Source organism: Rosistilla ulvae, from assembly GCF_007741475.1.
GTDB classification, from domain to species: Bacteria; Planctomycetota; Planctomycetia; order Pirellulales; family Pirellulaceae; genus Rosistilla; species Rosistilla ulvae.
Map to the genome: position 1 here is coordinate 6,682,456 of NZ_CP036261.1, position 25,388 is coordinate 6,707,843.

Sequence of the window (25,388 nt, forward strand, 5' to 3'; positions counted from 1 at the left end):
CTCATGTAGGACACAATGAGTCATCTGTTGATCTCAAATCAAGGCTCCGGTCGAGCCGCGCAAATCGAACAGCTCCGAAATGCATTGGACGCCAACGAAACCCGTTGCGTCGAACTGACCCGCAAGGTCGACTTGCGATCGACGATCGAAGAATCGTTGCAAGGCCGCGGCGACACGGTGATCGCAGCTGGCGGCGATGGCACGGTCAACGCGATCGTCAATGCGCTGATGCAGATCGACAGCTCGCGTCGGCCGCAGATGGCGGTGATCCCGCTGGGAACCGCAAACGACTTCGCCGGTACGCTGGCGATCCCCGACGACATCCAACAAGCGGTTGGGTTGATCTCTAGCGGCCAGTCGGTCGCGATCGATGTGATCCGGATCCGCGGCGACGGTATGGAACAGTATTACGCAAACGTCGCCGCCGGCGGGAACTGCGTCCGCGTATCGGAGGAGCTGACCGATGAAGTGAAGTCGCGGTGGGGAGCGTTCAGCTATCTTCGTGGAGCGTTCGGCGTGCTTACCGATATGAAGAGCTTTCAGATCGCGGTAGAGATCGACGGCGAGGAGATCAAGGACTTCGATTCCTGGGCCGTTCTGGTGGCAAACGGGAAGACAAATGCCGGCCATATCGTTGTCGCTCCGGAAGCCTCTCCCGCCGACGGCCTAATGGATGTGATCTTGATCCGCGATGGCGACGCCACCGACATGCTGGAAATGATCGCCGGTAACCTACTGGGCAACTTCCTCGAGTGCGACCAGATCCTCTTCCAAAAGGCGAGCCGCCTAACACTCCGCTCCGACCCCGCGATGCGATTTACACTCGACGGCGAGGTGATCGAACAGGAACCCGTCGAATTCCAAGTCATGCCCGCAGCGATCAATATGTTCGTGGGCCCCGAATTCGAACAGACCAACGAATAGCATCGCCCCTACGTCGAACCGAGAACTAAATTTTCAGAGACGGTGACTGCCTGAGACGCAAAGGATGCAAACTGCTGCGGTATTTAAAAAGCAGGGGGATTGCCAGAGCGATATTAGAGAAAAAAGCATGGTAAATCGTGAATCGCTCTGTATCTCCGATCCAAAATCGGTGAGCGGCTGTCATTGATTTTAGGTTTGGTTCTACGTACGATTGAGTTAACCGGTGGATGAAATTCGGCTTCAAGCCGTGTGTTGCGGGTCTTCGGATCAGGGCAACCTATATCCGCCGGTTTTTTATTTGGTTGGGATCGGGCGGACTTTTCTTTCGTGTCCAGTAGGTTCCGTAGTTCGCTACTGCGGGATCATCGTGGTCGTGAATTAACGACACTTTCGACCAAATGGCGTGCAAGAATCTGGCTTCGTGCCGTTCGTAGCATCGCTGTAACGCCCAGAGGCAATAATCGGCAAGCTGCAGGCCCGGTGCCTCCCACGGATAAGCAGGCGTGATCTCCAGAATGGGGTTTGCATCGAGCTTATGTTGCTCCAGGAACCTTTGGCGGGTCGTCTCCAGTTGTTGCGTAAGCGCTGCCGTCCTATCCGCCTTGCCCCTGCGTGCAAACGCAATTCTTACATGGCCTTCCTTGTGTAAACGATTCTTGAACAGCATCCGCACGGTTAGATCGTAGAGTTCGTTGGGCTTGTAGCGGTACGTTGAATCCATCGAGTTCCGGCTTTGCACGTACTGCAGAACTTTTCGCATGTCCTTAATGACTGCGTAGAATTTGAAGTCCATGCGAACCAACAATTCAAACACTTTGCTTCGGATTTCAGCATGGTCATCTTTTGCGTGAAAGAACTTGGCTGTTTTCCCGACCTCGGGCTTCATCGTATGAATCGAAGCATATAGCGGATTGCCCATCAACTCGTATCGAAGCTTGGAAAGTAGTTCTTCGACTGCCCGATCCTCGGCACAGCGAACCATCCCCAGCATGAAGAATTTTGGCGAACCAAGATCGTTCAGGCGATTGCGTCCGTTGGGACCGAACAGCACTCCATCTCCTGCTTCGTCGACGTAATATGTCGACAGATCTGGCCTACCTTCCTCGTTCATACCAGCCCCGCCGATGAGCTTCGCTCAAGTAGAGAACAGAGAGTTGCAAATGGCCTGACATATATATTCTCCACCGTGGTTCCAACAACAGAAACGAGAAGTCCCGCAAGCTTGTCCGTGGAGATATCTACTTCGATCAGTGATGTTGATTTCCCGACCGCTCGACCAATTGCGATAACTTTTCAAGATCGCTCCGTTTTAACAACCGATAGCCATTCTCAAGATTGCGATACATCGGTACGTTCCCACGCTCGTCCACTCTCATCGGGGTGTTTTATGTAACGCGAAGAATCTCCATCACATCCCCCATTTCCACGCAATCTGCTTGTTGATCATCGATTGTTCATTCTCTCCGCTTCTGGTCACTGCCCCCGAGCCTACCGGAGTATGAATTGCCACGATATGCTGTGGAAACACTCGAAACCGCCAGGAGCAAGATGTGACGACCGCGACCGCTAAGACGATTCAGATGATGGAGCGTTTTAGAATGGCAGCAGTTTTCGGCAGCGGCGACCAACAATCTCGTCTTCCTGCCCAACCGGTCGACCAGACCGAGAGGTCGGCCTCGCGCGGATTTGTCACACCAGTTCCTTTTGCGCCGCCTGCCGCAGATTGTCGATGAACTGCAGTTTCTCGACGATGGCTTCGGAGTGGATCTCGGGGACGAGATCCAATAGCCCCATGTCGCGATTGAATTCGTTGGCGACGATGCCGATGTCGCGGTAAGCGGTTAGCATCTGATTAAAATCGGTGCCGTCGGCGGTGACTCGCGTGCGGTCGAAGTGCCGTGCGGTTTCGACGACCGCCACAATATCCATGTAACTGGCAAACGTCTCGGCAAAGTCCTCCCACGGATGCATCGTGGCATAAGCGGAGATACAGCGACCTTGCCAGTTTGGAGTCGCACCGTCGGCGTAATATCGCTTCTGAGCATCCGCGTAGCTTGGTTTGCGTTCATCGCCAAAGAGCGAACGAAAAGCGTCCAAACTATTTGGTTCCACCAACAGTTGCCAATAGTAGTGCCCCAGTTCGTGGCGGAAATGGCCTACCAGCGTTCGCTGTGGCTCGCCGAATTCGACACGCGTCTGCTCGCGATGCACGCTGTCCGCCTCGGCGATGTCGATCGTGATCACCCCGTCGGCGTGGCCTGTCGAAACCGGCTTGATCGCCGATGACTTGAATTCAAATTGCAAAGCGGGGCGATCGTCGGCCAAACCGCTATCGGCTTCGGAGACGATCGGCAAACCAATTCTTTCGATATCGAACAGCACACGATGCTTGGCCATCTCCAGCCGCTGCCACTTCAGCAAATTGTCGCCCACCGTGAGATCGGGAACGACAGAATTGAGTCGGCAGTAACGACAGAGGGTCTGTTCGGTCGAAGCGTCGACGCCGCAGTTGCAAACCGCGTGCTGTGTGGCATTGGAACACATTCGGCACTCGCGATCACAGTGATCGCAAACCAATACCCCGTCGTCGGCAACCGCCATCGAACGGACCGCGTTGCAATGCGGGCACATCGCCGTCGGCCGATTGCAGGCGACACATTGAACGCTGGCAAAGAAGAGGGTGCCGCCGCACTGACAATAAAAGGATCGCATCGGATCGGAGCCGTTGGTTGGATTGTTGTTGAAGTGAATCGAGCTGTCGAAGGGAGACAGTAAACGTCGACGCGCTCCCCACGGGACTGCGTATAGAAAGCGTCAGCGGGTCGAGGAAGCAAATAGGATGCCGCACCACATCGGCGGCATGGAATATCTATGACAAAGCACACCGGGCGAACATGAAGGCCTCGGCTGGATGTGGCCAGCGAGCGGAGGAGCGCGATTTGAAGCCATCGCGAACGCTAACCGTCCAGCTTTTGTGAATCGACGAGGAGAAAAGGGACAGATATCAGCTATCAGCGCGATTGGCACGACAATCGCGTTACCGTTCCCTTCAGCGAAACGAGTGGCTGCTGATGTTCACAACCACCCTTCGCAGCTTTCTGTTCCTCAAACCATATTGGAGATCGCCATGTTAGGCTGGGCTTTAACTTTTCTGATTATCGCATTGATTGCCGGAGCTCTGGGCTTTGGAGTTGTCGCCGGTACCGCAGCAAGTATCGCGAAGATCTTGTTCGTCGTCTTCCTGGTCCTGTTCGTGATCAGCCTGATCGCAGGTCGCCGCGGCCCCGTGGTATGACCGGCGATCGATTCGAATCGTCGCTCTGCGTGAAGCGCACCGCCACGATCTCGATCGCCCGATCGATGCCCTTTGCAACGGCGAATCCTCTCCCCCGTGCACTGTGTACGGGGTAAGGCATCGCGGGGACTGGCATCGCTCTGACAACCGCTGCATCAACGACGCAACTACATGTACCGCGGGTCGTCAATCGATCGCAGCGCTGTGACAAAGAAGTCGTCGCGAACAACGATCGCCGCCAGGTCAAAGCGGCAGCGAAGCGAAGCCGACGACAAAAACTTGCGGCGAGCGATCAGTTCGCCGACACGTCGCGATAGAGTTGAATTCCATAAGTGATCACGCGGTCGCGTAGCTTACCGCGGGTGATACCAAGAATTTCAGCCGCTTGGCTCTGATTCCCACCGGTCTCCTGCAAGACCCGCAAGATCACAAAGCGTTCCAGATATTCGATCGTCTGGGCGTAGACGTCGGTCGATTTGTCCCGCAAAAGCCGCTCGACCAATTCTGGCAATTTCGATCCGCAGACGCCTGAGTCGTCGGCGCTATCGGTCGCCAGTTCATCGTTGGTTGCTTCGGCAGTCGCCGGATTATTGGAGTCGCTTGGCGCCGTCAATTCTTTTGGCAACACGTCGGGGACGATTACGGGCATCACGCAATCGAGCACGCATCGCCGGATCACCGCTCGCAATTGGCGAACGTTGCCAGGCCAGCGATAAGCGTTCAGCAGGCCGAGCGTCTCCGGCGCGATTCCCTCGAGATCAGGCTTGTTTAGATCGTGCTTCGCCTGAGTCAAGAAATGCTGCACCAACAACGGGACATCGCTCGCCCGCTCTCGCAGTGGCGGCAGATCGATCGTGACGCCGTTGAGCCGATACAGAAGATCCTCGCGGTATTCTCCTTCTTCGACCATCTTCTCCAACGGGCGATTGGTGGCGGCGATGATCCGCACGTCGGTTTGCAGTTCTTTGTTACCGCCAACGCGTTCGAACCGCTGCTCTTGCAGCACCCGTAAAACCTTGGCTTGTACCGACGCCGCCATGTCGCCGATCTCATCGAGGAACAACGTGCCGCCGTTGCATTGTTCAAACTTGCCGATTCGACGCGTTTCAGCGCCGGTAAAGGCTCCTTTTTCGTGGCCGAACAATTCGCTTTCCAACAAGTTGTCGGGGAGCGCCGCACAATTGACCGCCAGGAACGGACCCTGATCGCGATGGCTGTATTGGTAGAGGGCACGGGCTACCAGTTCCTTTCCGGTACCACTCTCGCCACGGATCAGAACGGGAACATCCTGCTTGCTAACCCGACCGATCGACTTGAAAACTTCCAACATCGGTTGGCTCTTCCCGATGAACAACTCGCTCGAATCATCGGGCAGTTTATCGTCGGCGGCGATCGCCACCGCTACGCTACTCATCTTGCGTTGCTCGATCGCTTTGTTGACCAATTTTTGCAGAGGTTCCACAGCCAACGGCTTGGCGATGTAATCGAACGCTCCCAACTGCATCGCTTCGATCGTCGTTTGACTGCCCGCATCGGCGGTCATAAAAATCACCGGCAAGCGACGGTCGTGAGCGCGGATCTCACAATAGATCGCCATCCCACTGCGGTCGGGCAATTGGATGTCCAACAGCACGACATCAAACGACTTCGACTTGACTTGTTCGAGTCCTTCCTCGCCCGTTAGAGCGGTGGTCACTTCGGCAAACGGTTCGAGCGCTTTGGTGGCCAACAACAGGATGGCTCGGTCATCGTCAATGACCAGGATTTTTGGCATGCATGCTTCGCGCGGTAGGGAACATCCCAAAACAACGCTCCGATCCAAACCGCAAGGGCTTGCCGCGGAGAACCGATCGGTTCATCGTTGACGGCGGAATCGAGGGCTCCGCCCCACCAACTTCGGCGCGTTATTTTGAGTTGCTCATGGATAAATCTTATCGATACGAGCGTTTCAGTATACCAACGTCTTGCAATTCCGAAGAGGTCACAAAAGCGCGAGACGCAGGGCAAATCACTTTTTCAATTCGAGGGTTCAGCCGAGACAAAAACTGGCTTCCCAAGAGTAGAGACGCACCGTGGGAACGGGGCAGTGCGGAACCAGCGACTCAAGGAGTTGCCCAACAGCCCACGCCAATCGTTGAAACCATCGATAAAAGCTACTGCATGTGCACATCTGTCCACACTCATTAGAAGTGGTAAAATGGATGTCGCTCGAACCGAGCGACACCGTCACGTGTGGCTACCGGAACCAATGCACTGGCATAAAATTTGCGTGAAAGCTTTGATTTGGTCAAACCCGCTTCGTCAGGGTAAATGCCAGCCCGTCGAACTCTCTCTTCACCCAACGCGAACAAAATCATGCCGAACCTCGAACAAACCAAACGCTGTGTGATCGCGGATGATGTTCGTGCATCGCGCGAGATCCTGCGCTCCTGGCTTTGCGATTGCCAATTCGAATGCGTGCTCGCGGCCGATGGCGACGAGGCCTGGGAAGCGATTCAGCGCGAGCCACCCGACCTGTTGATCACCGACATCGAAATGCCCAATTGTTGCGGTCTGAAGCTGCTGCAGCGTGTCCGAGCCGACCCATCACCGCAAATTCATTCGATCCCCGTCGTGATGATCACCAGTTTGCACGATGGGCAGATCGAACAAACGATCGAACGCTTAGGTGGCAACGGTCTGCTGGCCAAACCACTCGACCAATACTCCACCTATGCGATCGTGTTGGCGGTGCTAGCCGCCGCCGGAACGGACCAGGAAAAGTTGATCGTCAGCGATCCCAACGGCAAAATCAGCGGGGATGGTTTGGTCTCGCCAACCTTCCGCCGGTTGTTGAAGCCGTTGTTCTCAAGCGATTCCTAATTCAAGCGGCGGCGCTGCTGGACGCGATCGCACGCGTCCTACTTCACGCAGGAGGCGAGGTCGTAAAGCGATGGACCATCGAAGTCAGTCGTTGGACATTGATCGGCTTACTTAGGTAGTCGTTGCAACCGCACTCGATGCAGCGAGTCATATCCCCTTGCATCGCGTCGGCGGTCAGAGCGATGATCGGTCCGGCAAAACCAAGCTTCCGCAATTGTTGGGCAGTTTGGTAACCATCCAACCGCGGCATCTGCATATCCAACAGAACCAAATCGTACCACTCGTCTCGGGCCAGCTTCTCTCGAACCATCGTCAGCGCGACTTGCCCATCCTCGGCCTCGTCAACCTCCGCCCCCGCTTTGGTCAACAGTCTCCTGCTGAGGAACCGGATGTCGCGACGATCATCGACAACCAAGATCCGACAATTCAGCGTGATCTTTTCGCCAACCGTCTCTTCCTGCGTTAGCTCGGTCGTCAAACGCGGCTGGATCAACGGCACCTTGTCGATGTCACCGGTGGCGATCGTGACGGTAAACGTGCTCCCCTCGTGGAGATTGCTGCAGACCGAGATTTCTCCTCCCAGCATCTCCGTTAAACGCTTGCTGATTGCGAGTCCCAATCCGGTCCCACCAAACTCTCGATTCACATTCCCGTCTCCCTGCGAGAAGGGTTGAAACAGCCGTCGCTTCTGTTTTTCGGACATCCCGATCCCCGAATCGACGACATCGAACTGCAACCGCGGTATTTCACCAGGAAGAAAACGAACGATGATATTGACGCAACCGGCGGTGGTAAACTTGATCGCGTTGCCAACCAGATTGATCAAAATCTGCTTCAAGCGTTTGGGGTCGCTCTGAATTTCCGCGGGAATAAATCCATGGTATTCGACATCGAGTTCCAGCTTCCGTTCGGTCGCCCGCACCTCCATGATCGAACGGACATCTTCGACCAATCGGTTGGGTGCAAACCGCTCGTTGCGGATATCGAATTTCCCCGCTTCGATTTTGGAAATATCCAAGATGTCGTTGATAATATCTAACAAAAAATCGCCGTTGCGACGGATCGTGCGAACATACGCCAACGTCTCGTCGTCGTTTAACTTTTCCGCGATCAAATCGGTGTACCCCAAGATCGCGGTCATCGGCGTGCGGATCTCATGGCTCATGTTGGCCAAAAACGCACTCTTGGACTCATTGGCTGCGACCGCTTGTTCGCGTGCTTCTTTCAACGATTGTTCGAACTGTCGCTGCTGCGTAATGTCCAATAACGTTCCGATCAACTGAGTCGCTTTACCATCCTCGATCCCCTCGCCGGTGAACAACGGCTTGGCCTGCAACCGGACCCAGCGAACATCACCGTTAGGACAAACGATCCGATGATCGATTCTGCGGTCGGCCGAGTGGGGATGTTCGACCAATTCACGGTAGTGCCTGTCGCAGGCCGATCGGTCATCGGGGTGGACCCAGTCCAACATTTTGCCAACAGGGATCTGCGATTCATCCTGGTCCTCACCCGCGTCGACAATTCCGACCAACCGCTTCAGCTCTTGCGAATACGTCACGGTCCCTTTCACCAGATCGGCGTGCAACATCCCAAAGCCGGCCGCTTCGGCGGCGCTTCGCAGCCGTTCCTCGCTGAGTTTGATTGCCAGTTCGGATTGTTTTTCGTCGGTGATATCCCAGTTCAAGCCATGCATCCGAACGACGTTGCCGCGATCGTCGCAGAGCACCGTCCCAACCCCCGCCAGCCAACGGATCTCGCCGTTGGAACGAACGATCCGGAACTCGGTGTCATAATCGTCTTGCCCCGCAGCCGCCTGTTTCCAAACCGATTGAAGCGCCGGCACATCCTCGGGATAGACATACTGGAAGAACAGATCCATCGTCGGATTCTCGATCGGTTCGATGCCCAGCAAGGCGAACATCCCCGGTTCCCAAACGCTTTTGTCCTCGGACCATTCCCACGCCGCCATGCGTCCCGCTTTCAGCGCCATCGACATTCGTTGATTGCTTTCGACCAATGCCAAATCGGCTTTCTTGCGGTCGGTCACATCGCTAGTGATCCCGGTAAGCGACACCGGGGTCCCGTTCTCATCGCGTGTCACGAGCCCCCGCGTCTCGGTCCAGCAGATTTTGCCATTGTCAGCGCGGACGATTCGCCAATCGAAACGGAACTCATTGCTGGTCCCTTCCAACAGCGCCCGCAACTGGGAGGCAGCGAAATCGCGATCGTCGCAATGGATGACCTGCAGCGACGATTCGAACGAACCATCGTAATCTTCCGCCGTCATCCCGAAGATTTCCAGCAATTCATCCGACAGTGTGATTTGGTTTTCGCTGGGATTCCATTGCCAGCTGCCCAACCGACCAGCGGTCAGCGACAGCTTCAGATACTGTTCATTTTTTCGATAATCGGCCAACAGCGAGATCAATTTGGTCCGTTCGATCGATAATTGTTCGGCATGCGCCCTCACCTGATCCTCGGCCGCCTTGCGATCGCTGATATCGACTCCCGACGGGATCAGATATTCGACCTGTCCCCGGTGGTCGAAGACCGGCGCGATCATAAAGTCGATCATCAGACGGTCGTCGCCGCGAGCGAACAGCCCAACATCAAACCGCACCCGTTGACCGGCAAACCCTTTTTGCATCGCTTCGCGAATCTGCGTCTGGACCTGAGCGTCGTAGGTCCACCAGGGACATTCTGCAAAATGCTTGCCGATCACATCGTCGCGCGTCAGGCCAGCGATCCCCATCGAACGATCATCGACCTCCAACAGCGTTCCGTCGCGCCCGATCACACCAACCAGCCCCAATTGATTGTTGATCACGCGACGCAGATGCGCTTCGCGACGCTTCGTTTCCATCTCCGCCCGCGCCCGGTCGATTCGGATAAACAATCGATTGGCAATCTCTTGCAACAGATTTAAGTCGTCGGGTTGCCAGGCGTAGGCGGCCGGTTTGATCGCCGCGACGGAAAACCGAATCTTCTGCTCGGTGACGTACCCCGAATTGCAAAACGCCCCCGCCTGGATGGCGCGAAAATTCTCAGCGAACGCCGGGTCATCGCACTCGCGTTGCGTATCGCAAAGATAGACCTGTCGCCCCGCAAGCAATGCCTGCCGTTGGCTGGGGCCGTGGAAGTCTCGCACCCGATGCGCGCCAGCGATACTGCGGAGGCCATCGTCGTGATATTCAAAGATCACTTCGGCAGATTCTCCCATCTGATCGAACTCGACGACGCAACACCGCGACAGACCCATATATTCAGCCGTCCGCGTGACCGCGACTTGCATCAAATCGAAATCGGACATCAACGGACTGAACTGTGCTTGCAAGTCGGCTAAAAATGCGAGGTTCAATTCGCCCCGCTTGCGATCGTCGATATCGATGTTCATGCCCACCCAGCGACGGATCGTCCCGTCATGGCGATGCTGGGATACGGCCCGTACATGATTCCACTTCCAGATCCCCGAATGATGTCGCAGCCGATATTCGAACGAAAATGGTTCCCCCTTGTCCAACGCGATCCGCCATGCCGCGATGGTTGCGTCGCGGTCTTCTGGATGCACTGCATCGAGCCAGCCAAACCCTTTCCATTGGTCGAAGGTTTGCCCGGTGAACGCCCGCCAACTGGGCGAATCTTCGACGATCTTCCCTTCCGCGCTGGCGATCCAAACAATCTGCGCCGAGACTTCGACCAACGACTGAAACAATTCCTGACTGTTGCGCAACTCGCTGACATCGGTAAACGTGACCACCAGCCCTTCGGCCTGTCCGGTGTGCGATCGATAGGTCAACACGCGGCGGATATACGATCTGCCCGATTTCGCCACCACCGTATGTTCGATCGCTTGCCCTTGGCGAATCGTTGCCGGATCGGGCAGCGGCGGCATGTTTTCGACATGTGGCACAAACATTTCCAACGGCCGTCCCACGTCGGTGGGGATCAATCCATAGATTTCTTGAATCGCCGGGGTGTAGCTGCGAATCAGCAACTGGCGGTCCAAGAAGATAGTGGCGATTTGCGTGCTGCGGAGCAAATTTTCCAAGTCGGCGTTGGCTCGCGACGTCGCATCGCTACCCAACCGAATCTCTTCCTTAGAGGCCTCTAATTCTTCGTTTGCCGACTGCAGTTCCTCGTTCATCGACAGCAGTTCTTCGTTGGACGACTTCAGCTCCTCATTGGCTGCTTCCATGTCCTGCATCGACCGATCCAGATCGCAGCGGACCGTTTCCAATTCCCGCTCCATCTCCGCGATGATCGAATCGACATCGTGCTCTCCGACCGTCTGCTTGCCTTCGACCTCTTCGCGACGGAACGGCAAACCGACATCGTGAAAGACAACCATCAACAGCGGTTCGTCTTCGCCCACTTGCGGCATCGGTTGAACTGTCAACATCACGCGCTGCACCAGATCGCCAACGCGGATCGATAGATTTTCATGCTCCACGCGACGCCGCAATTGCTTCGCCTCTGCGATCGCCGCGCGCAACCCGATCCGCAACCCGCGGTCGACCAGTTTAATAATGTTCGTTTGAACGGGCCCTCCGGAGAGGTTCAAGTATTTATTAATGTTAGGCGAACTGGTCAGCAACTGGCCCGCGGCATCGATCACTGCAGTTTTAGGGGTAAATTCGTCCAACGCAATCTTCTGCATCAACTGCGTCAGATCGACCTCCGTCTCGCGGTCCGGCGTGGTGTCGCGGCGGCGTGGTGTCTGGGAACCGAGCGTCAGGTCCTTGGCCCCCTGCGTCGCCGTTCCCTTGCGTTGCGAAATCCGCAACCGGGCATCGACCGGACGGAACAATTCGCCATGCGAAGCGATGTTTTCGCTGGGTCCAAGAAACAGGTATCCCGATGGGCGGAGCGAGTAATGGAACAAGGGGATCAATTTGTTCTGCAAATGCGGCCCTAGATAGATCAACAGATTGCGACAACAGATCAGATCCTGCCTAGAAAAAGGTGGATCGTGGATCAGATTGTGCGTTGAAAACAGCACGATATCGCGAAGCTCTTTGACCACCTGATAGCGTTTGCCCAGTTTGACGAAAAAGCGTTTCAGCCGCGCCGGCGAAACATGTTCTTCGATCCCGATCGGATACGAACCGGCCCGGGCGATAGCCAACGCCCGCTGGTCGATATCGGTTGCAAAGATCTGCACCTCCGGCGGCGCGGCGATCGAATCCATCGCTTCGCGACACAAGATCGCCATCGTGTAGGCTTCGGATCCATTGGCGCATCCGGCAACCCAAATCCGAACACAATCATTCGGGCCACGATGTTCGAACAACTTTGGCAACACCCGCTGTGCCAACGTCTCAAACGCCTCCGGGTCGCGAAAGAAGGTCGTCACACCGATCAACAGTTCCTGAAACAGCGTCTGCGATTCTTCGTGGTGATGTTGCAGATAGTCGACATAGTCGCTTGCCGTGGCGATCTTCAACACTCGCATGCGGCGTTGGATGCGGCGGGCGAGCGTATTGAATTTGTAGTGCTGAAAATCGTGCTCGGTCGCCTTGAACAGGGTTTCGGCAATCGTTGGGATCGCTTCTTCGATCTGATCGCACAATCGTCGACGCGTTGCCGGGCTCCGCAAGCTCGCCAAATGCTTGCCATACTGCAACAGCTCTGCGGCGATTTCCGATGGCATCATCACATGATCCGCCACGCCAGTCGTCGCGGCGCTGTTTGGCATCGAATCCAATTTGGCCGATGTCGGATCCTGTGCGAATGTTAAACCGCCGCGGTCGCCGATCGCTTTAAGTCCCAACGTGCCATCCGTTCCCGATCCCGAAAGAATCACGCCGATCCCCAACTCTCGCTGCTCATCGGCGAGCGAATGAAAGAAACCATCGATCGGTTTTGGTTGCTGCAGCGGTGTCGGTTGTTCCACCGCGATCGCCGCACCGCTCTTCAGCTGAAAAAGTTTGTGCGGCGGACAAACATAGACCTTCCCTGGCTCCAACATCGTGCCATCGGTCAGCTCTATCACCTCCAGGGCAGTCCAACTGGCGATCCGATCGACCAAACCCGACTCGGCATCCGGTTCGGCCTGACGAACCAAAACGATCGCCATTCCAGGGGCATCCCCCATCGCGGCCAACATTTCCTCGAACGCGTCCAATCCACCAACCGACGCGCCGACAGCAACGACCAACGGTCGCGGGGCAGAGTTCAAACGATTCGGCGAGCTTTGCAGATCATTCATACAGATGAGCCCAGGCTGGCCAGCGGTCACGGTGGATTCGATCGAAAACAGAGCTGGTCGATCGCGGCGCGATCGATTGGTTTCCCACACTTCCTACCTCGTGCAGGAATCTCCGGCAATACGCCACGATGTCCCCCGACGAGCTTCCGCTGCAGCTGGGCCGCCGGAATGTTGCTGGACTTTCGCTCCACGCAGATCCTTGGCATACGAAATACAAACTCAGCCACCAATATTGATTGAAGAGAATTCAGTTCGACCGGTCAACTACCTTCCGCCCCAGGCAAAGTTACCCGGGGTGGGCGTCGTGTGGAGCACATCGCATGCCACGCGCCGGGCGGTGTGTCAGCCCGCCGCTCGACCAAGTTGGTCGATAGGAGCGCATCGCCGCTGCCGCGGCTGGTGAATCATCGCCTCTTTTTGGCAGCCGCGTTGGAGAATTGCACGCTCGACAGTACATGGCACGCTCTTTGCATCTCCACCGCTGGCAGCGTGGCAACGGCGTTCACGCTCAAACATTTATTTTCGACCTCAAACCGGAGCGACCCCAATGAGCCTTGAAACAAAGACAAACCTCAACGAGACGACCGTTACCAAGTTGCAGAAATTGATCCGCGCAAACATCGACGCCTACGATGGCTTTCGCGAATCGGCCGACGAGATCGCCGACAACAACTTGTCCACGCTCTTCCGCCAGGTCGCGACGGAGCGATCCGCGCTGGCGACCGAACTGCAAAACTACGTCGAATGGAATGGCGCCGAAGCGGAAGAAGACGGCTCGGTCGCCGCGAGTGTTCACCGAGCCTGGATCAACGTCCGCAGCAAGATCAACGGCGGCGATCCCTACGTAATTTTGATCGAGGCCGAACGGGGCGAAGATCACATCAAGCACGCTTACGAAGATGTGCTGAAAGAAACCGCCGGCAGCGCGATGAACGATGTTCTGACGGCGCAATATGCGATCGTCAAATCGGGGCACGATAAGATCCGCGACCTCCGCGACAGCTACAAGAACAAGTAGTTTTCGGCAGAAGTGAGCGGCGACGATGCCGCATCGTGCCTGCTGACTATTACGAACGATAACAAACGTGCTGGCGAGCTCTCGATCGCTCGTCAGCCTCCGAACGAGCAACGCCCAACCGAGGAATTCCCATGAACGCGACAAAAGATCTGATGTATACGTTTTTGCTGATCTCGGCCTTTGCGATGAGCCTCCTGCTGGTCGGATGCGACAACAAAGAAGAGATTCTGGATGTCGACACGCCCAACGGAGGCGGCGTCGAAATCGAACGCTCTCGCGATACCGGTGCGATCGATATCGAAGTCGACGAATAATCCGCATCGCGTCGGTCCCTTCCTCCGCCAAGCCGCACTGAGCACCATGAAACATGAGCAACGCACACGCTAAACAAGCCCCTCCGCCGAACACCGCAGGCGTGCTATCGGCGCGAATCTGTGCTGTCACGCTCGTTTTGTACGGGGCCTATTACGCTCGCAGCATGATCGTCCCGATCGTCACGGCGGTCGTGCTGTATCTGGTCCTCAGGCCCCTGGTGCGACACGCCCAGCGGCTTGGCGTGCCGCCTGCCCTAGGGGCCATCGGGACGATGGTCGGCTTGTTGGTCCTGCTTAGCTTGGGGACGTTCTTGGTGTTGCAACCGGCGAAAGAGACGATCGCCGAAGCGCCGCGTCACGTTGCTGTCGTCAAGGAGAAGTTGTCGACGATTACCGACAAATTGAAAGCTGTCGACCGCGCCGCGGAGGACTTGACCGAGCCGTCGGACGAAGCCGTTGCCGAAGAGATGGAGGAAGAAAAACCGGTCCCGGTCGAAATCAAACAACCCAACTGGACAAACAACCTGTCCTATCTAAGTGGCACTGGAAACGTGGTTTCGTTTTTAACGATCTGCGGCGCGATGCTCTATTTCCTGCTGGCCACCGGCGACAACTTGCTGCGCAGTATCGTTCGGGCGCTACCCAATATGACAGCCCGCCGCCGGTTGGTTGAGGTGCTGCAAAACGTACAGGAAGGTCTCGGCAGCTATCTCGCCCAAGTCACGACGATCAACGCCTGTCTGGGCCTTAGCGTGGGGATCGCATTGTGGATCCTTGGCATGCCATCGCCTGTGCTGTGGGGAGTGATGGCGTTTGCCTTCAACTTCATCCCCTTGGTCGGCGCGATCGCCGGAGCGTGCATCATCTTTGTCGTCGCCCTGGTCAACTTCGAACCAACCTACTACGCCTTTGTGGTCACCGGAACTTTCTTGGCGCTAACCTCTCTGGAGGGTCAATTCTTAACGCCCGCGATCTTGGGACGCTCGATGAGCATGAGTCCCGTGCTGGTGTTTGTGTCGATCGTTGTCTGGGGATGGATGTGGGGCGTGGTAGGAGTCTTTTTATCGGTGCCAATCCTGATCGCCGCGCGAATGACTTGCGAGTCTTACGACGGACTGGCACCGTTGGCCACGATCCTGGGAGCCGCAGACCCCGCCCCCGCAACGACATCCGCCACGGTGCGGTCGCCAGAACCAGACGTTGATGAACCGTCGCAGGTCGTTCGCATCGATCAACCAGCGACCGAAGCGGCACCAGCGTCTTAACCCGGTGCGGGGCACAGGGTGTCAGCTCGCGCGGCGGTTCGCACGACGCTGGACGAAGAACGGCTACTGCGACAGGCGAACGCTGCCACCCCGCATCGGTTGGACCTGGATCGGAGCCGACACTTGCGACGTCCGATTGCTGGCCACTCCCGAAAACAGATTTTGTCTGGCCAACGCATCGATACGTTTGTCCGCGAGGTATTCCAGATAATCGTGATCGCTTCCGACGCTTTGCGACGCATCGAATTGCCGAATGCGATCACTGGAAATCTGCGATCGGTTCATCCCGCAGATTCCCGTGTAACCCAACGCGGGCGTATTGTCGTCGAGCTTCAGGAAGCGATACAGTTTTAAATACTGATCGCGCGTATTGTGCAACAAGAACAACCGATTGACGGGACACAACGCTTGCGACCGAGTCGTGATGAAACAGTCGTTGCGGATCGCCGGGGCTACCAACCCAAGATTCACGCGAGGTGACGATACAGGCGTATTGGGCAATCGCGATCCACACAGCGATCCACCTCCCATCAGATGCATCGCCCCGATCGCCAATCGTCCGCCAAAGCTGTACCCAATCACCGCAACCGGTTCCTGAGTTTGCACTGCGGTTATCAAGCGAGCCAAATAGAAGGCGTGCAGATCGGCGCGTCCTGCCTTCACGCGGACGTCCCGAACCTGTCCCTTGATCTGATCCGCTGGCCACATCCAAATCACAAACCGAATGGATGTCGAAATCGGTCTCGATCCCAAGACGGTTTGATCATAGGTCTGCAAACCACGCCGAATCGCTTTCATTTCGGGGGTCCGATTTCCATGGATCAAAAAGCACGTTTGCTGTTTGCCAGGACCCGCATAAGGGCTGAGAAAGTTCGCAGCACTTTCGTTCACCCAGCGTCCTCCGTCGATCCGCCGACGAAACTGAAGCGATTCGATCGCTGCGTTCCGAGATCCAAGATGGCGGCTGCTGATCGTCCAGACCTCATCGCGCGCGCGAACGTCAAACTCCTCCAATGGAGTCGATTCCAGCTCCGCTTCGATCGCCGCTTTGGTGACCGCATCGGCAGCAACCGATTCCGGAATGGGCTCGTTAGGCAACGACTCGCCCGCTTCGTCGGCGGCGGACATCGTCGGCGCTGGCACCGGATCCGTCGTGATCGGAGCGGCTGGCAGGGTCGCGTCGGCCGCAGACTCGTTCTTCGCGGATTGGTTATTCGAACGCGAAGCATCGTCGTCCGAGGCAACCACCGTGGGAGCACCGATTTGTGGCGTCACCGCAGGTTGCGCGGAGGAAGGAGCAGCGAGTTGAAATAGAAACAACAGCAGTCCGAAGGGCAAACCGTATTGCGTCGTCATGTTTTTACGAATCCGAAAACCAGGGAATATCAGCGGAGACATTCTCGCCGGCTCGAGCGTCCAACGCGACAGTGTTCCGGAGCGATCAACAGCGCAGCGCGGCTGCCGTTGGGCGAAGTGCTCCACAGTCTAGCTCGCCGCTGCGGTCCGCGATGCAGTCTACCAATAATAGAAGCCCGACAACTGCAAAGTTGTCGGGCATCGGATATGCACAAAAGATCCCCACGCAATGGCGGGATCAAGGAACCTTGAAGCGGACTATTCAACCGCTTCCAGTTCGTCCGCCTTTTCCTCGCCCCGCTCTTCGACAGCGTCGGCCTTGTTTTCCCCGCGGACTTCCTTCTGATCGGCTGCGGCTTCGCCTCGATCTTCGATTGCATCGGCTCGCTCTTCAGCGCGATCTTGCACCGCGTCGGGGGCGTTGTCGGTCCGTTCGCGCAAATTCTCCGCCGCGTTTTGCGATTGATCGCGAATCGCTTCGGCTTCCATTTGCGAAGCGTCACGGATTTCTTCCGCTTGATATTGCGTTTGGTCGCGGATTTCGTCGGCTTGCTGTTCAAGCGCCGATTCATCACAACCTACAAACAAAATAGTACTGAGTGCCAAAGCACTTGAGGTTAGCGTCTTCATCGAATTCTCCTTGTATTGCGTTAGCTTTGCTCGCGAACACCCGCAAGCGATGGATCAGGGGAATCGCAAACGTCGTGCCAGAGGCCCGTCGGCCAAGTAAAACGCGATTGCAACGGCGGGATCCGGTCGATGATCGACAACCGTGGACGTTTTTGCAGCAACACCAGAAAGATCGTGAACGCGATGACGTCATCGCGAAGCCGACAACGCACTGTCCAATGCATCGGCGATGCCGCGTTTCAATCTCCGCCAACCGCTCGCCTCGCAGACCAAGGCCTGATTTACTTCCAGTTCGATGCCTGCGTAAAACGGATCGGGAAACCGCCGCCGCAGGGCCGTCGTCAATCCATCGGACCTTCCCAAATAGGGATAGTTCCGACGAACCCGCAAATCCTTGTTGGCGTCTCGCAGCGCGTCGTGCCATCGATCGCAGAACGCCTTCTCCGCGTCGCGGCGTGGATCGTACAACAGGCCGATATCGGCGTTTCGGGTCTGCCCATGCAGCTCCGGAACAAACGTATGCAACGACAAGTGGACGACCCGCGTTGCGATCGACAGCCGGTCTTCGATCCAGGTCTCAACCTGTCGACGATGCGGCCAGTAGTAGCGTTGCAGGATCGCTTCTTTCGCTTCCGCATCCAACGACCGACTGAACTCTGAAAACAGCTGCCGATTTCCGGGCGAGCGGTTTACCTCGACCAACAACCGCGAGACAGTTGTGCGAAACAGGACTGCCGACAAGCGACGCTCTAGTGTCCGCCCAAGGGCCAGCGAGCCGGGATCCCACCCTCGATGGCTGGCGAGCACCTCTTGCGAATCGACAAACAGATCCGCGTATTCGGCGGGAATGTGATTCGTCGCATGCTCACAGGTCAATAACAAGTCCATCCCCAAAGCCTCTTCAGTCGCCTCGCGATTTGGCACCGGGGCAGCGAGTGCGATAAACAAAAACGATCGATCTACGCGGCGGGAAAGGAACGTCCGGCGGACAGACAATCGCACAATACGCGATAAACTTCGCCCAAGCGTTCCTGCCGCAGATCGCCATCAATCGCCCCGACGATCCGCGTTGCCAGCGATCCATGTTGAAGGATCGACCGCAGATCGTCTTCGACACCGTCGATCAACGGTTCGTGTTTGGCCGCCTCGCCGATCAGGTGACGCCACAGTTCTCCCGCGGTGAGCGAGCGATCAGAAATCCCAAACTGTTGCAAATAGGGAGCATCGTCGATCACTGTGGCTTCCGCCTCCGCCGAGACGCGATCCAACAGACGCGACAGCGCCGGTACACTCATCTGTTGTTGCGATCCCAGCGGCTGCCAACGCTCGGCGACCAGTGTCTTCAGCACACCGATCGCCGCGATACAAATTGCGACATCGACCGCCGGATGCTCCTGGACATCCATCACCCGAATTTCGACCGAACCGCGATCGAAGCGAGCGATCGCGCCGCGGGCGTTCAAGAAATTTGCATCGAACACGCCGGCAGTGTCGTAGGGAGCGATCGCGGTTTTCAATCCCGCAAAGATCTCGCGGCGATAGGTCGCTTCGTCGTAGATCGGTTCGGGAATCATCGCGCCGGTCAAAAACGGGACTCGCCTGCAATGCTCGCGGACCTTCTGCATCCGCATATCGCGCCACGGACCGACCTGTCGCTGCACGATCGGCGAACTGGCGGCCAATGCGGGGAGGATCGGCAACAGCAGGCGAACGGCCGCGTGCAGTCGAGCGAATTCGTCGTCGTTGGCAAAAGGAAGGTTCAGGTGGACGCTTTGCACATTGGCCCAACCGTGCGTGAAGCAATTAAAAATGGAATGGTAGGCGTTGTAGATCTCCGCACATTCGTGAGGCCACAATTGCGTCTCGGTCGCCGGATCCATCCAAGGGTGCATCGCGGAGGGCATCAAAATCGCGTCGCTACCAGCCAACGCCTGCTGCAAACGGGCAACGCTCTGCTGCAGACTGCTGGAGAGCTCGATTAGATCGCTGGTCGGTTGCGAACCCTTGAGTTCCAAGACGTGCAGCGCCAGTTCGTTGCTCCACGTCGTGGGGCCCCAATCGAAGTCGCTGGTCGGGCGACCGGCAGCCGACTGGAGTACGCGATCGGCGATCGGACGAACGTCGAGCGTCGCGCGATCGACCACCATATATTCCAGCTCGATCCCAAAGGCTTCGAAGATTGACAAACGCCGCGGCTGGTTCATTGCGTGAGATCCATCGATTTAACCCGCTCGATTCGTCGCAGGAACGACTCCATGACCCGACGATACAAATCGTCGCGGAGAAATTTGTCTTCGACACCGGAATCGAGATTGGGGTTGTCGTTGACTTCGATCACAAAAAACTGCCCATCGGCCTCTTTGATGTCGACTCCATACAGTCCGTCGCCGATCAGATCGGCTGCCTTCTGGGCCAACGCGACCGCTTTCCGCGGCGCCAGTTCGACCGGCATCGTTTCACACTTGCCGTACTTGCCATTTTTTTCATGGGAATCTTGTTTGATGATCTGCCAATGCCCGCGGGCCATGTGATATTTGCACGCGAACAATGGCCGTCGATCGAGGATTCCGATCCGCCAATCGAAATCGGTCCGCATATATTTTTGGGCGACGACCAATTCGGAATCGGCAAAGTAGATCTCCAATTGCCGCGTCAATTCCTCCAACGTTTCGACCTTGACGACGCCTTGGGAGAACGCGCTGTCGGGACGTTTCAAAACACAGGGGAATCCCAGTTCGGCCACGATCCGCGCCGCGTTGCCGCGATACGCGACGATCGTTTGCGGCGTGGCGATCTTCGCTTTGTGCAGCAGTTCGGCCAGATAGACTTTATTGGTGCATTGCAGGATCGATTTCGGATCGTCGATGACCACCAAACCCTCGCGTTCGGCGCGACGCGCCAACCGGTAGGTGTAGTGATTGACGGCGGTTGTCTCGCGAAGGAACAACGCATCGAATTCCAACAGCCGGCCGGCGTCTTCGATCGTCAGCAGTTCCGCATTGATGCCGACGCTGGCAGCCGCTTTGACAAACTTTTGCAACGCTTTCTCGTCCGATGGCGAATTATCGCCTTCGTTGGGGTTGTGCAAAATCGCCAGATCAAATCGATAGGCCGCCCGTTTGACTTTGCCTGTCGACCCGCGGCTGAAGTGCCGCTGAGCCTGTTCGGCAACAAACGGTTGATGCGACGCCGGGATGTCCTCCAATCCGATCGCATGCGCACTCATCAGCCGCCACTTTTTCCGCCGCGCAAATTCGAATCGCAGCAACGGTGCCTGGAACATCGTCGACAGTTCGCGGGCCAAGCGGTTGTATCGGGTGGCGAGATTGCGCCCGAAATAGACGCTCATCGAAAACTTGTCCGAATGCAGCGGCGTCAAACATTGGTTGATCAAGCCTTCCAATTCCAACGGCACCAAACGGATCGCCTGTCGCTGTTCTAAGTCTTGAATCGTCACGACGCTTGGAAACGGGCGATGCCCGCGAGCTTCCGCCAACAGCGACACGTAGTAGCCTAAACTCTGGTAACGGTACGACCGGGCCAGGTTATAGATCTTGATGTTCCGGCGACGATTCCAGTCGGGGCTGGTCAGATATTCGTGCGGGTCAAGGATCTCGACGTCGGGGATGTTGCGTATCCAATCCTGTTCTGCCTCGGTAACGATTACGACAGCCATCGATCTGCAAAGTCCTTCAGCTAGGTTAGTGGACGCAAGACCAAGAAATTGGAATCAAACGTCACGATGCCCAACAACACCGCCGCGGCAACGTGATCGATTGGCGACCAATAGTAGGGCTGCGAGGCGCCACTGGAATAGGGATGCAAGGGATCGGCAATCATCACCGCATCGGCTTCGTCGTCGTACCCGCTGAGCACAACAAAATGGCCGACCGGTTCACCGGTCAAATCATCGGGCACGCTACTGATTCCACGATCATCGGGAGCCTGAGGTCGCTCGCGCGATTCCTGATACAAAAACGTGGCGCTCAGTCCCGCGAGCATCGGAACGCGATCGGTTAGATGTTGGCGGATCAACGGCCGTTCCAACGGCTGCATCAGCACCTGGCCCCCTAACGAAACGAACCGCAGATAGGCATCGGTCGCCACACTCAAACGGGGATTCGCATCTCCCTTGGCATCGCGTTGTCGCTGCAACCGTTCGGCCAGATCGACTTCGGAACGATTGAACCAAGTCGGATCGAAGACTTGGACATTGTAGGTGTAGATCGATGCGGAGAAGCCGCGAACCAAGGCGTGGCAGGCCAGTTGAACCGCCAGCGTTCCCCCCATTTCCAGTTGAGGAATGTCGGCCAGGATCTGAGCGACCGGCATATGGACTCCCCAGTAGCGGTAGATCGCCTGGAGACAAGTCGCTCCACAGGCGGAATCCGTCGGCTGGGGTTCAATCTCAACGGGTAGTGTCAGCTTCATACGTGCAGGCGAACGGCAGAGACCATCGAACGCCGGCCTCGATCGATGAGCCGGTTTGCGCATGATAACACCAGCCGATCGATATTGAGAAGGACTCAATTTGAAAATCGAATTGTCGCAGTCGCTGCGTGCGCTCTTGGTTGGGCCTTCGTTCCGACCTAGAATAGAAAACCCGCGATGCTGGCAGCGTCGCTGATCGGTCGGCGATGAATCCGCTCGCTGGCCGCCCCCCTTCAACGAACCGAATTTTCAAACACTCAAACCGGAGAATCCAATGCGATTCATGGTCTATGTTGTCGCCGTTCTGATCGCCGCAGGCATCGTCTTTGTCATGGGCAAGCCCACCGAAACGGCTCAACCGAGCGATTCGAACGTTGCTAGCAGCACCACGCTTGCTGTCGACACAGGTTCGGATGTCGACGTCCAAAGCGTGGCTCTTAGCGTCCCTGGAATGCACTGTGCGTTTGGCTGCTACCCAACCGTCAAGGAAGCGTTGGAATCGGTCGACGGAGTCCAAGGTGTCGAACTGGCCAAACAGAAAAGCGAGACCGAACTGGACAACAAAACCGTCTTCGTGACCTACAGCAACGCCTTTAACTTGGAAACCGCTTTGGCGAAGCTGGAAAAAGCAGGCTTCGACGCCACCAAGATCGACGCCAACTAATCGCGTCTCTCTCAATCGACTCGGCAGCCGCAGACTCTCTGCGGCTCTCCGATTTCTGATTTCAACAGCAGTTCATGCGATGCGGCCACCGCTTCCCCCTGGTCGCCCGCGGTGGCGAGACTTCCGTTGATATCATTCCGCCAGCAGCTTGGCGAACAAAAAAGCTTGCGCATTGGCAAACGGGGTCTTCGAGTGTCCGGGGATCGCCAGATGGCATTCCTGCCCGACGCTATCGGCTTTCTCTTTCATCTTCACGCCATAGACGGGGTGATGAATTCCGTGCCCCGCATTTTTTGATGGCAGCGTCATGTCGGCGGAATAGGTCATGAACAGCGGGGGATCGTCGGCGCTGACGTGATTGTAAGGCGAGAATTCGACATACAGATCGTGATGCTTGTCGTAGTTGGCCAACGCCCCGGCCATCGTCGCTTCGCCGACCGCCATGTTGATCATCCGATGCTTCAACACGCCCGGTCCCAGCCAGGGCTCGATCACCTTGGGGTCGATCGAGGTCTGTCCCGAAGAGACGGCAGCGGCGGTGACTCGCGTCGATTCTCGCGCGATCGGATCATTCGATTTCGGATCGGCCAGATCATCGTGACACAGCAGCCACATCGATGTGCATGCCCCGGCGCTGCCGCCGGTCAGGGCGATGCGGTCGGGGCGGATGTCCCACTCGCTCGCCTTGCTGCGAATGAACTGGATCGCGCGAGCGGCGTCGTGGACCGGAGCGGGCAACGGAACTTCGCCGGTCAACCGGTAATTGATCGCAGCATAAGAGATCCCTTTGTCGAGGAACGGTTCAACGTCGGCAGGGCGCCGCTTTTTGTCGCCCCCAGTCCAGCCACCGCCGTGGATGTAGACCAACAACGGACGTGGCCCTTCGCCTTCGGCTTGCCAAAAGTCGATCGTCTGCAAGCGATGCTCACCGTAAGGGACGTTGGCACGGGTGGGGGGATCTGCCGCCGAGGCGTGGGATGCGACGATCAGCAAAGCAGCGGTTGCGGCAACCGATAGTAGTTTCATCGAGTTGGGTTCCAGAACGAAGGAGAGATCGTTGAGCCGGCACGCGTTATCGCCGGATTGTCCAAGGAAACCGGACGCTCGCGCGTGCCGGCTGATACCTCAAATTGAAACACGGAATGGCCCTGGGAGCGTTGTCAAAATGGTCGCGGCGATTGGGGCCGCTATGTTATAACAACGGCAGAAACATGTTTCTATCAAATCCTACATCGAACGCCGCGGCACGCGGTCACCTTGGTTGTCGTGGCATCACCGGCAAGACCAAGGATGCGACGTTCACCGCAGGCCTCGCGTCACCCGGTCGTCAGTGACCCCAAATTGCAGTACAACGGTGAGCGAGAGGAGCGTCAAGGAAACGCAATGCCGAAAGGTTTTTTTTCGCAAGGTCTGTGCATTTTATTGAGCGAACCAGTTTCGCTGGATCGGATCGCGCAAGCGCTACGCGATTTTGAGATCGTGGGACAGCCGACCGGAGGAGACGACGAATTGATCGACCAGCCATCGTTGCTGGTCGGATACCGTCCCGAAGTCGACGGCCAGGTCTTGTTGAGCGTTGTCGAAAACCGCTGGCCCGACGAGATGGGGGATCCCCAAGACCAGCCCGATGTCTTTGTCGCTTGGTCGCTGGGGCAGTTTGGCCCGTTGGCCTATCCGGGCTGTCTCGAACGATCGACCGAGCAAGCTTGGGCCTGGGAAGACAGCCGCGACGTCATCCAACAGCACACCTGCTTTATCCGGATCCTGTGCAGCTATGTGATCGGCGTTGCCGACGACGATGCGCCCCTGCTGCCAGACGATTACGACGCCATCGACGAGATGGAATACCTGACGAAGATCGCTGCGGCGCTGCTGACGATCCCCGAAGCGCTCTGTTACTTCAACCCCGGCGGCGAGGTCTTGCGAGACCAGGACGGTCTGCGCGAAGGGCTGAATTACGCTTGGTGCCACCATCTGCCTCCGTTGGACATGTGGACCAATGTACGTCTGTTCCGCGCGACCGACGATTGGTCGTTGATGGACACCGTCGGCAATGGACAATTCGACCTGCCCGATGTCGAAGCGGCCTACCAGGCGGATAAATACGAAGCGACCGACGTGGAAGGTTTCCTTCGAAACGCTTCGCTTTACATGCTCAAGGAAGGGGATGTGATCGAAGAAGACGATACTGCCGACGGTCCCGGCGACATCGTTTGGCGAGCGATCTTGTGCGACGATGCGTTGACCGATCCGCCGCGGCCGACCGTCCGTTGGTTCCCAGACGACGGCACCGAAGCCCCCTCCGAATTGACCGACACGGGGATGTCCGACGACGAGATCGAAGAACAGCTGGACGAGCTGATGGACTTCGAAGACCCCGACGACGACAACGAACAGCCTTTCTAAAGGCGTTGTTGC

At 56.9% G+C, this 25,388-nt stretch carries 19 protein-coding genes; 8 read left to right on the forward strand and 11 right to left on the reverse strand.

The features are described from left to right. The first annotated feature begins 15 nt into the window (after nucleotides 1-15). A complete protein-coding gene (locus EC9_RS23755) occupies nucleotides 16-924 on the forward strand; it encodes a diacylglycerol/lipid kinase family protein (RefSeq protein ID WP_145348513.1) in 909 nt (302 codons plus the stop codon). A gap of 277 nt (nucleotides 925-1,201) precedes the next feature. Here the strand turns inward: EC9_RS23755 and EC9_RS23760 are convergent, their stop codons facing one another. Together EC9_RS23760 and EC9_RS23765 are read right to left on the reverse strand one after the other, a co-directional pair. Next, nucleotides 1,202-2,035 (reverse strand): DUF3800 domain-containing protein, encoded by an 834-nt coding sequence (locus EC9_RS23760; protein WP_145348514.1) that lies wholly within the window; start codon nucleotides 2,033-2,035, stop codon nucleotides 1,202-1,204. A 578-nt stretch (nucleotides 2,036-2,613) separates the two neighbouring features. After that, a complete protein-coding gene (locus EC9_RS23765; RefSeq protein ID WP_145348515.1) occupies nucleotides 2,614-3,636 on the reverse strand; it encodes a zinc-binding metallopeptidase family protein in 1,023 nt (340 codons plus the stop codon). A gap of 349 nt (nucleotides 3,637-3,985) precedes the next feature. On the opposite strand from EC9_RS23765, the gene EC9_RS23770 reads away from it, so the two are divergent. Continuing rightward, the gene (locus EC9_RS23770; RefSeq protein WP_449314240.1) at nucleotides 3,986-4,219 is read left to right on the forward strand and encodes a DUF1328 domain-containing protein; all 234 of its coding nucleotides are present in this window, start codon (nucleotides 3,986-3,988) and stop codon (nucleotides 4,217-4,219) included. Nucleotides 4,220-4,511: 292 nt separating this feature from the next. Here EC9_RS23770 and EC9_RS23775 read toward each other — a convergent pair whose 3' ends face one another. Next, on the reverse strand, nucleotides 4,512-5,993 hold the full coding sequence (locus EC9_RS23775; protein ID WP_145348516.1) for a sigma-54-dependent transcriptional regulator: 1,482 nt from the start codon (nucleotides 5,991-5,993) through the stop codon (nucleotides 4,512-4,514). A gap of 581 nt (nucleotides 5,994-6,574) precedes the next feature. On the opposite strand from EC9_RS23775, the gene EC9_RS23780 reads away from it, so the two are divergent. After that, nucleotides 6,575-7,081 (forward strand): response regulator, encoded by a 507-nt coding sequence (locus EC9_RS23780; protein ID WP_218934386.1) that lies wholly within the window; start codon nucleotides 6,575-6,577, stop codon nucleotides 7,079-7,081. Between the two features lie 43 nt (nucleotides 7,082-7,124). Here EC9_RS23780 and EC9_RS27090 read toward each other — a convergent pair whose 3' ends face one another. Continuing rightward, nucleotides 7,125-13,292, reverse strand: a complete 6,168-nt coding sequence (locus EC9_RS27090; protein ID WP_145348518.1) for a PAS domain-containing protein — start codon at nucleotides 13,290-13,292, stop codon at nucleotides 7,125-7,127. A 547-nt stretch (nucleotides 13,293-13,839) separates the two neighbouring features. Here EC9_RS27090 and EC9_RS23790 point away from each other — a divergent pair. The 3 genes from EC9_RS23790 (at nucleotide 13,840) to EC9_RS23800 (ending at nucleotide 15,889) form a co-directional block, all read left to right on the forward strand. Next, nucleotides 13,840-14,310 (forward strand): PA2169 family four-helix-bundle protein, encoded by a 471-nt coding sequence (locus EC9_RS23790; protein WP_145348519.1) that lies wholly within the window; start codon nucleotides 13,840-13,842, stop codon nucleotides 14,308-14,310. 131 nt (nucleotides 14,311-14,441) lie between these two features. After that, nucleotides 14,442-14,624 (forward strand): hypothetical protein, encoded by a 183-nt coding sequence (locus EC9_RS23795; RefSeq protein ID WP_145348520.1) that lies wholly within the window; start codon nucleotides 14,442-14,444, stop codon nucleotides 14,622-14,624. Nucleotides 14,625-14,677: 53 nt separating this feature from the next. Beyond that, nucleotides 14,678-15,889: an AI-2E family transporter gene (locus tag EC9_RS23800; protein WP_145348521.1), complete on the forward strand. Its 1,212-nt coding sequence runs from the start codon at nucleotides 14,678-14,680 to the stop codon at nucleotides 15,887-15,889. 63 nt (nucleotides 15,890-15,952) lie between these two features. On the opposite strand, the gene EC9_RS23805 is transcribed toward EC9_RS23800, so the two are convergent. The 6 genes from EC9_RS23805 to EC9_RS23830 all read right to left on the reverse strand — a co-directional run bounded on the left by EC9_RS23805 (nucleotide 15,953) and on the right by EC9_RS23830 (nucleotide 22,306). Continuing rightward, nucleotides 15,953-17,287: a hypothetical protein gene (locus EC9_RS23805; RefSeq protein ID WP_145348522.1), complete on the reverse strand. Its 1,335-nt coding sequence runs from the start codon at nucleotides 17,285-17,287 to the stop codon at nucleotides 15,953-15,955. A 216-nt stretch (nucleotides 17,288-17,503) separates the two neighbouring features. Next, a complete protein-coding gene (locus EC9_RS23810; RefSeq protein WP_145348523.1) occupies nucleotides 17,504-17,875 on the reverse strand; it encodes a hypothetical protein in 372 nt (123 codons plus the stop codon). Nucleotides 17,876-18,064: 189 nt separating this feature from the next. Then, complete coding sequence (locus EC9_RS23815) at nucleotides 18,065-18,763, reverse strand: N-formylglutamate amidohydrolase (RefSeq protein WP_145348524.1); 699 nt, start codon at nucleotides 18,761-18,763, stop codon at nucleotides 18,065-18,067. 71 nt (nucleotides 18,764-18,834) lie between these two features. Beyond that, nucleotides 18,835-20,079 carry a glutamate-cysteine ligase family protein gene (locus EC9_RS23820; protein WP_145348525.1) on the reverse strand — a complete coding sequence of 415 codons (1,245 nt, stop codon included), beginning with the start codon at nucleotides 20,077-20,079 and terminating at the stop codon, nucleotides 18,835-18,837. After that, on the reverse strand, nucleotides 20,076-21,551 hold the full coding sequence (locus EC9_RS23825; RefSeq protein WP_145348526.1) for a RimK family protein: 1,476 nt from the start codon (nucleotides 21,549-21,551) through the stop codon (nucleotides 20,076-20,078). Before EC9_RS23825 ends, EC9_RS23820 begins: the two co-directional genes overlap by 4 nt. Before the next feature lie 20 nt (nucleotides 21,552-21,571). Beyond that, nucleotides 21,572-22,306 (reverse strand): cysteine peptidase family C39 domain-containing protein, encoded by a 735-nt coding sequence (locus EC9_RS23830; RefSeq protein WP_145348527.1) that lies wholly within the window; start codon nucleotides 22,304-22,306, stop codon nucleotides 21,572-21,574. A 274-nt stretch (nucleotides 22,307-22,580) separates the two neighbouring features. Between EC9_RS23830 and EC9_RS23835 the strand changes: the two genes are divergently transcribed. Next, nucleotides 22,581-22,970, forward strand: a complete 390-nt coding sequence (locus tag EC9_RS23835; RefSeq protein WP_218934387.1) for a heavy-metal-associated domain-containing protein — start codon at nucleotides 22,581-22,583, stop codon at nucleotides 22,968-22,970. Nucleotides 22,971-23,102: 132 nt separating this feature from the next. Here the strand turns inward: EC9_RS23835 and EC9_RS23840 are convergent, their stop codons facing one another. Next, a complete protein-coding gene (locus tag EC9_RS23840; RefSeq protein WP_145348528.1) occupies nucleotides 23,103-23,996 on the reverse strand; it encodes an alpha/beta hydrolase in 894 nt (297 codons plus the stop codon). Between the two features lie 357 nt (nucleotides 23,997-24,353). Here EC9_RS23840 and EC9_RS23845 point away from each other — a divergent pair, with 357 nt between their 5' ends. Then, nucleotides 24,354-25,376, forward strand: coding sequence for a DUF4261 domain-containing protein (locus EC9_RS23845; RefSeq protein ID WP_145348529.1), 1,023 nt, complete (start codon nucleotides 24,354-24,356; stop codon nucleotides 25,374-25,376). Nucleotides 25,377-25,388 lie beyond the last annotated feature (12 nt).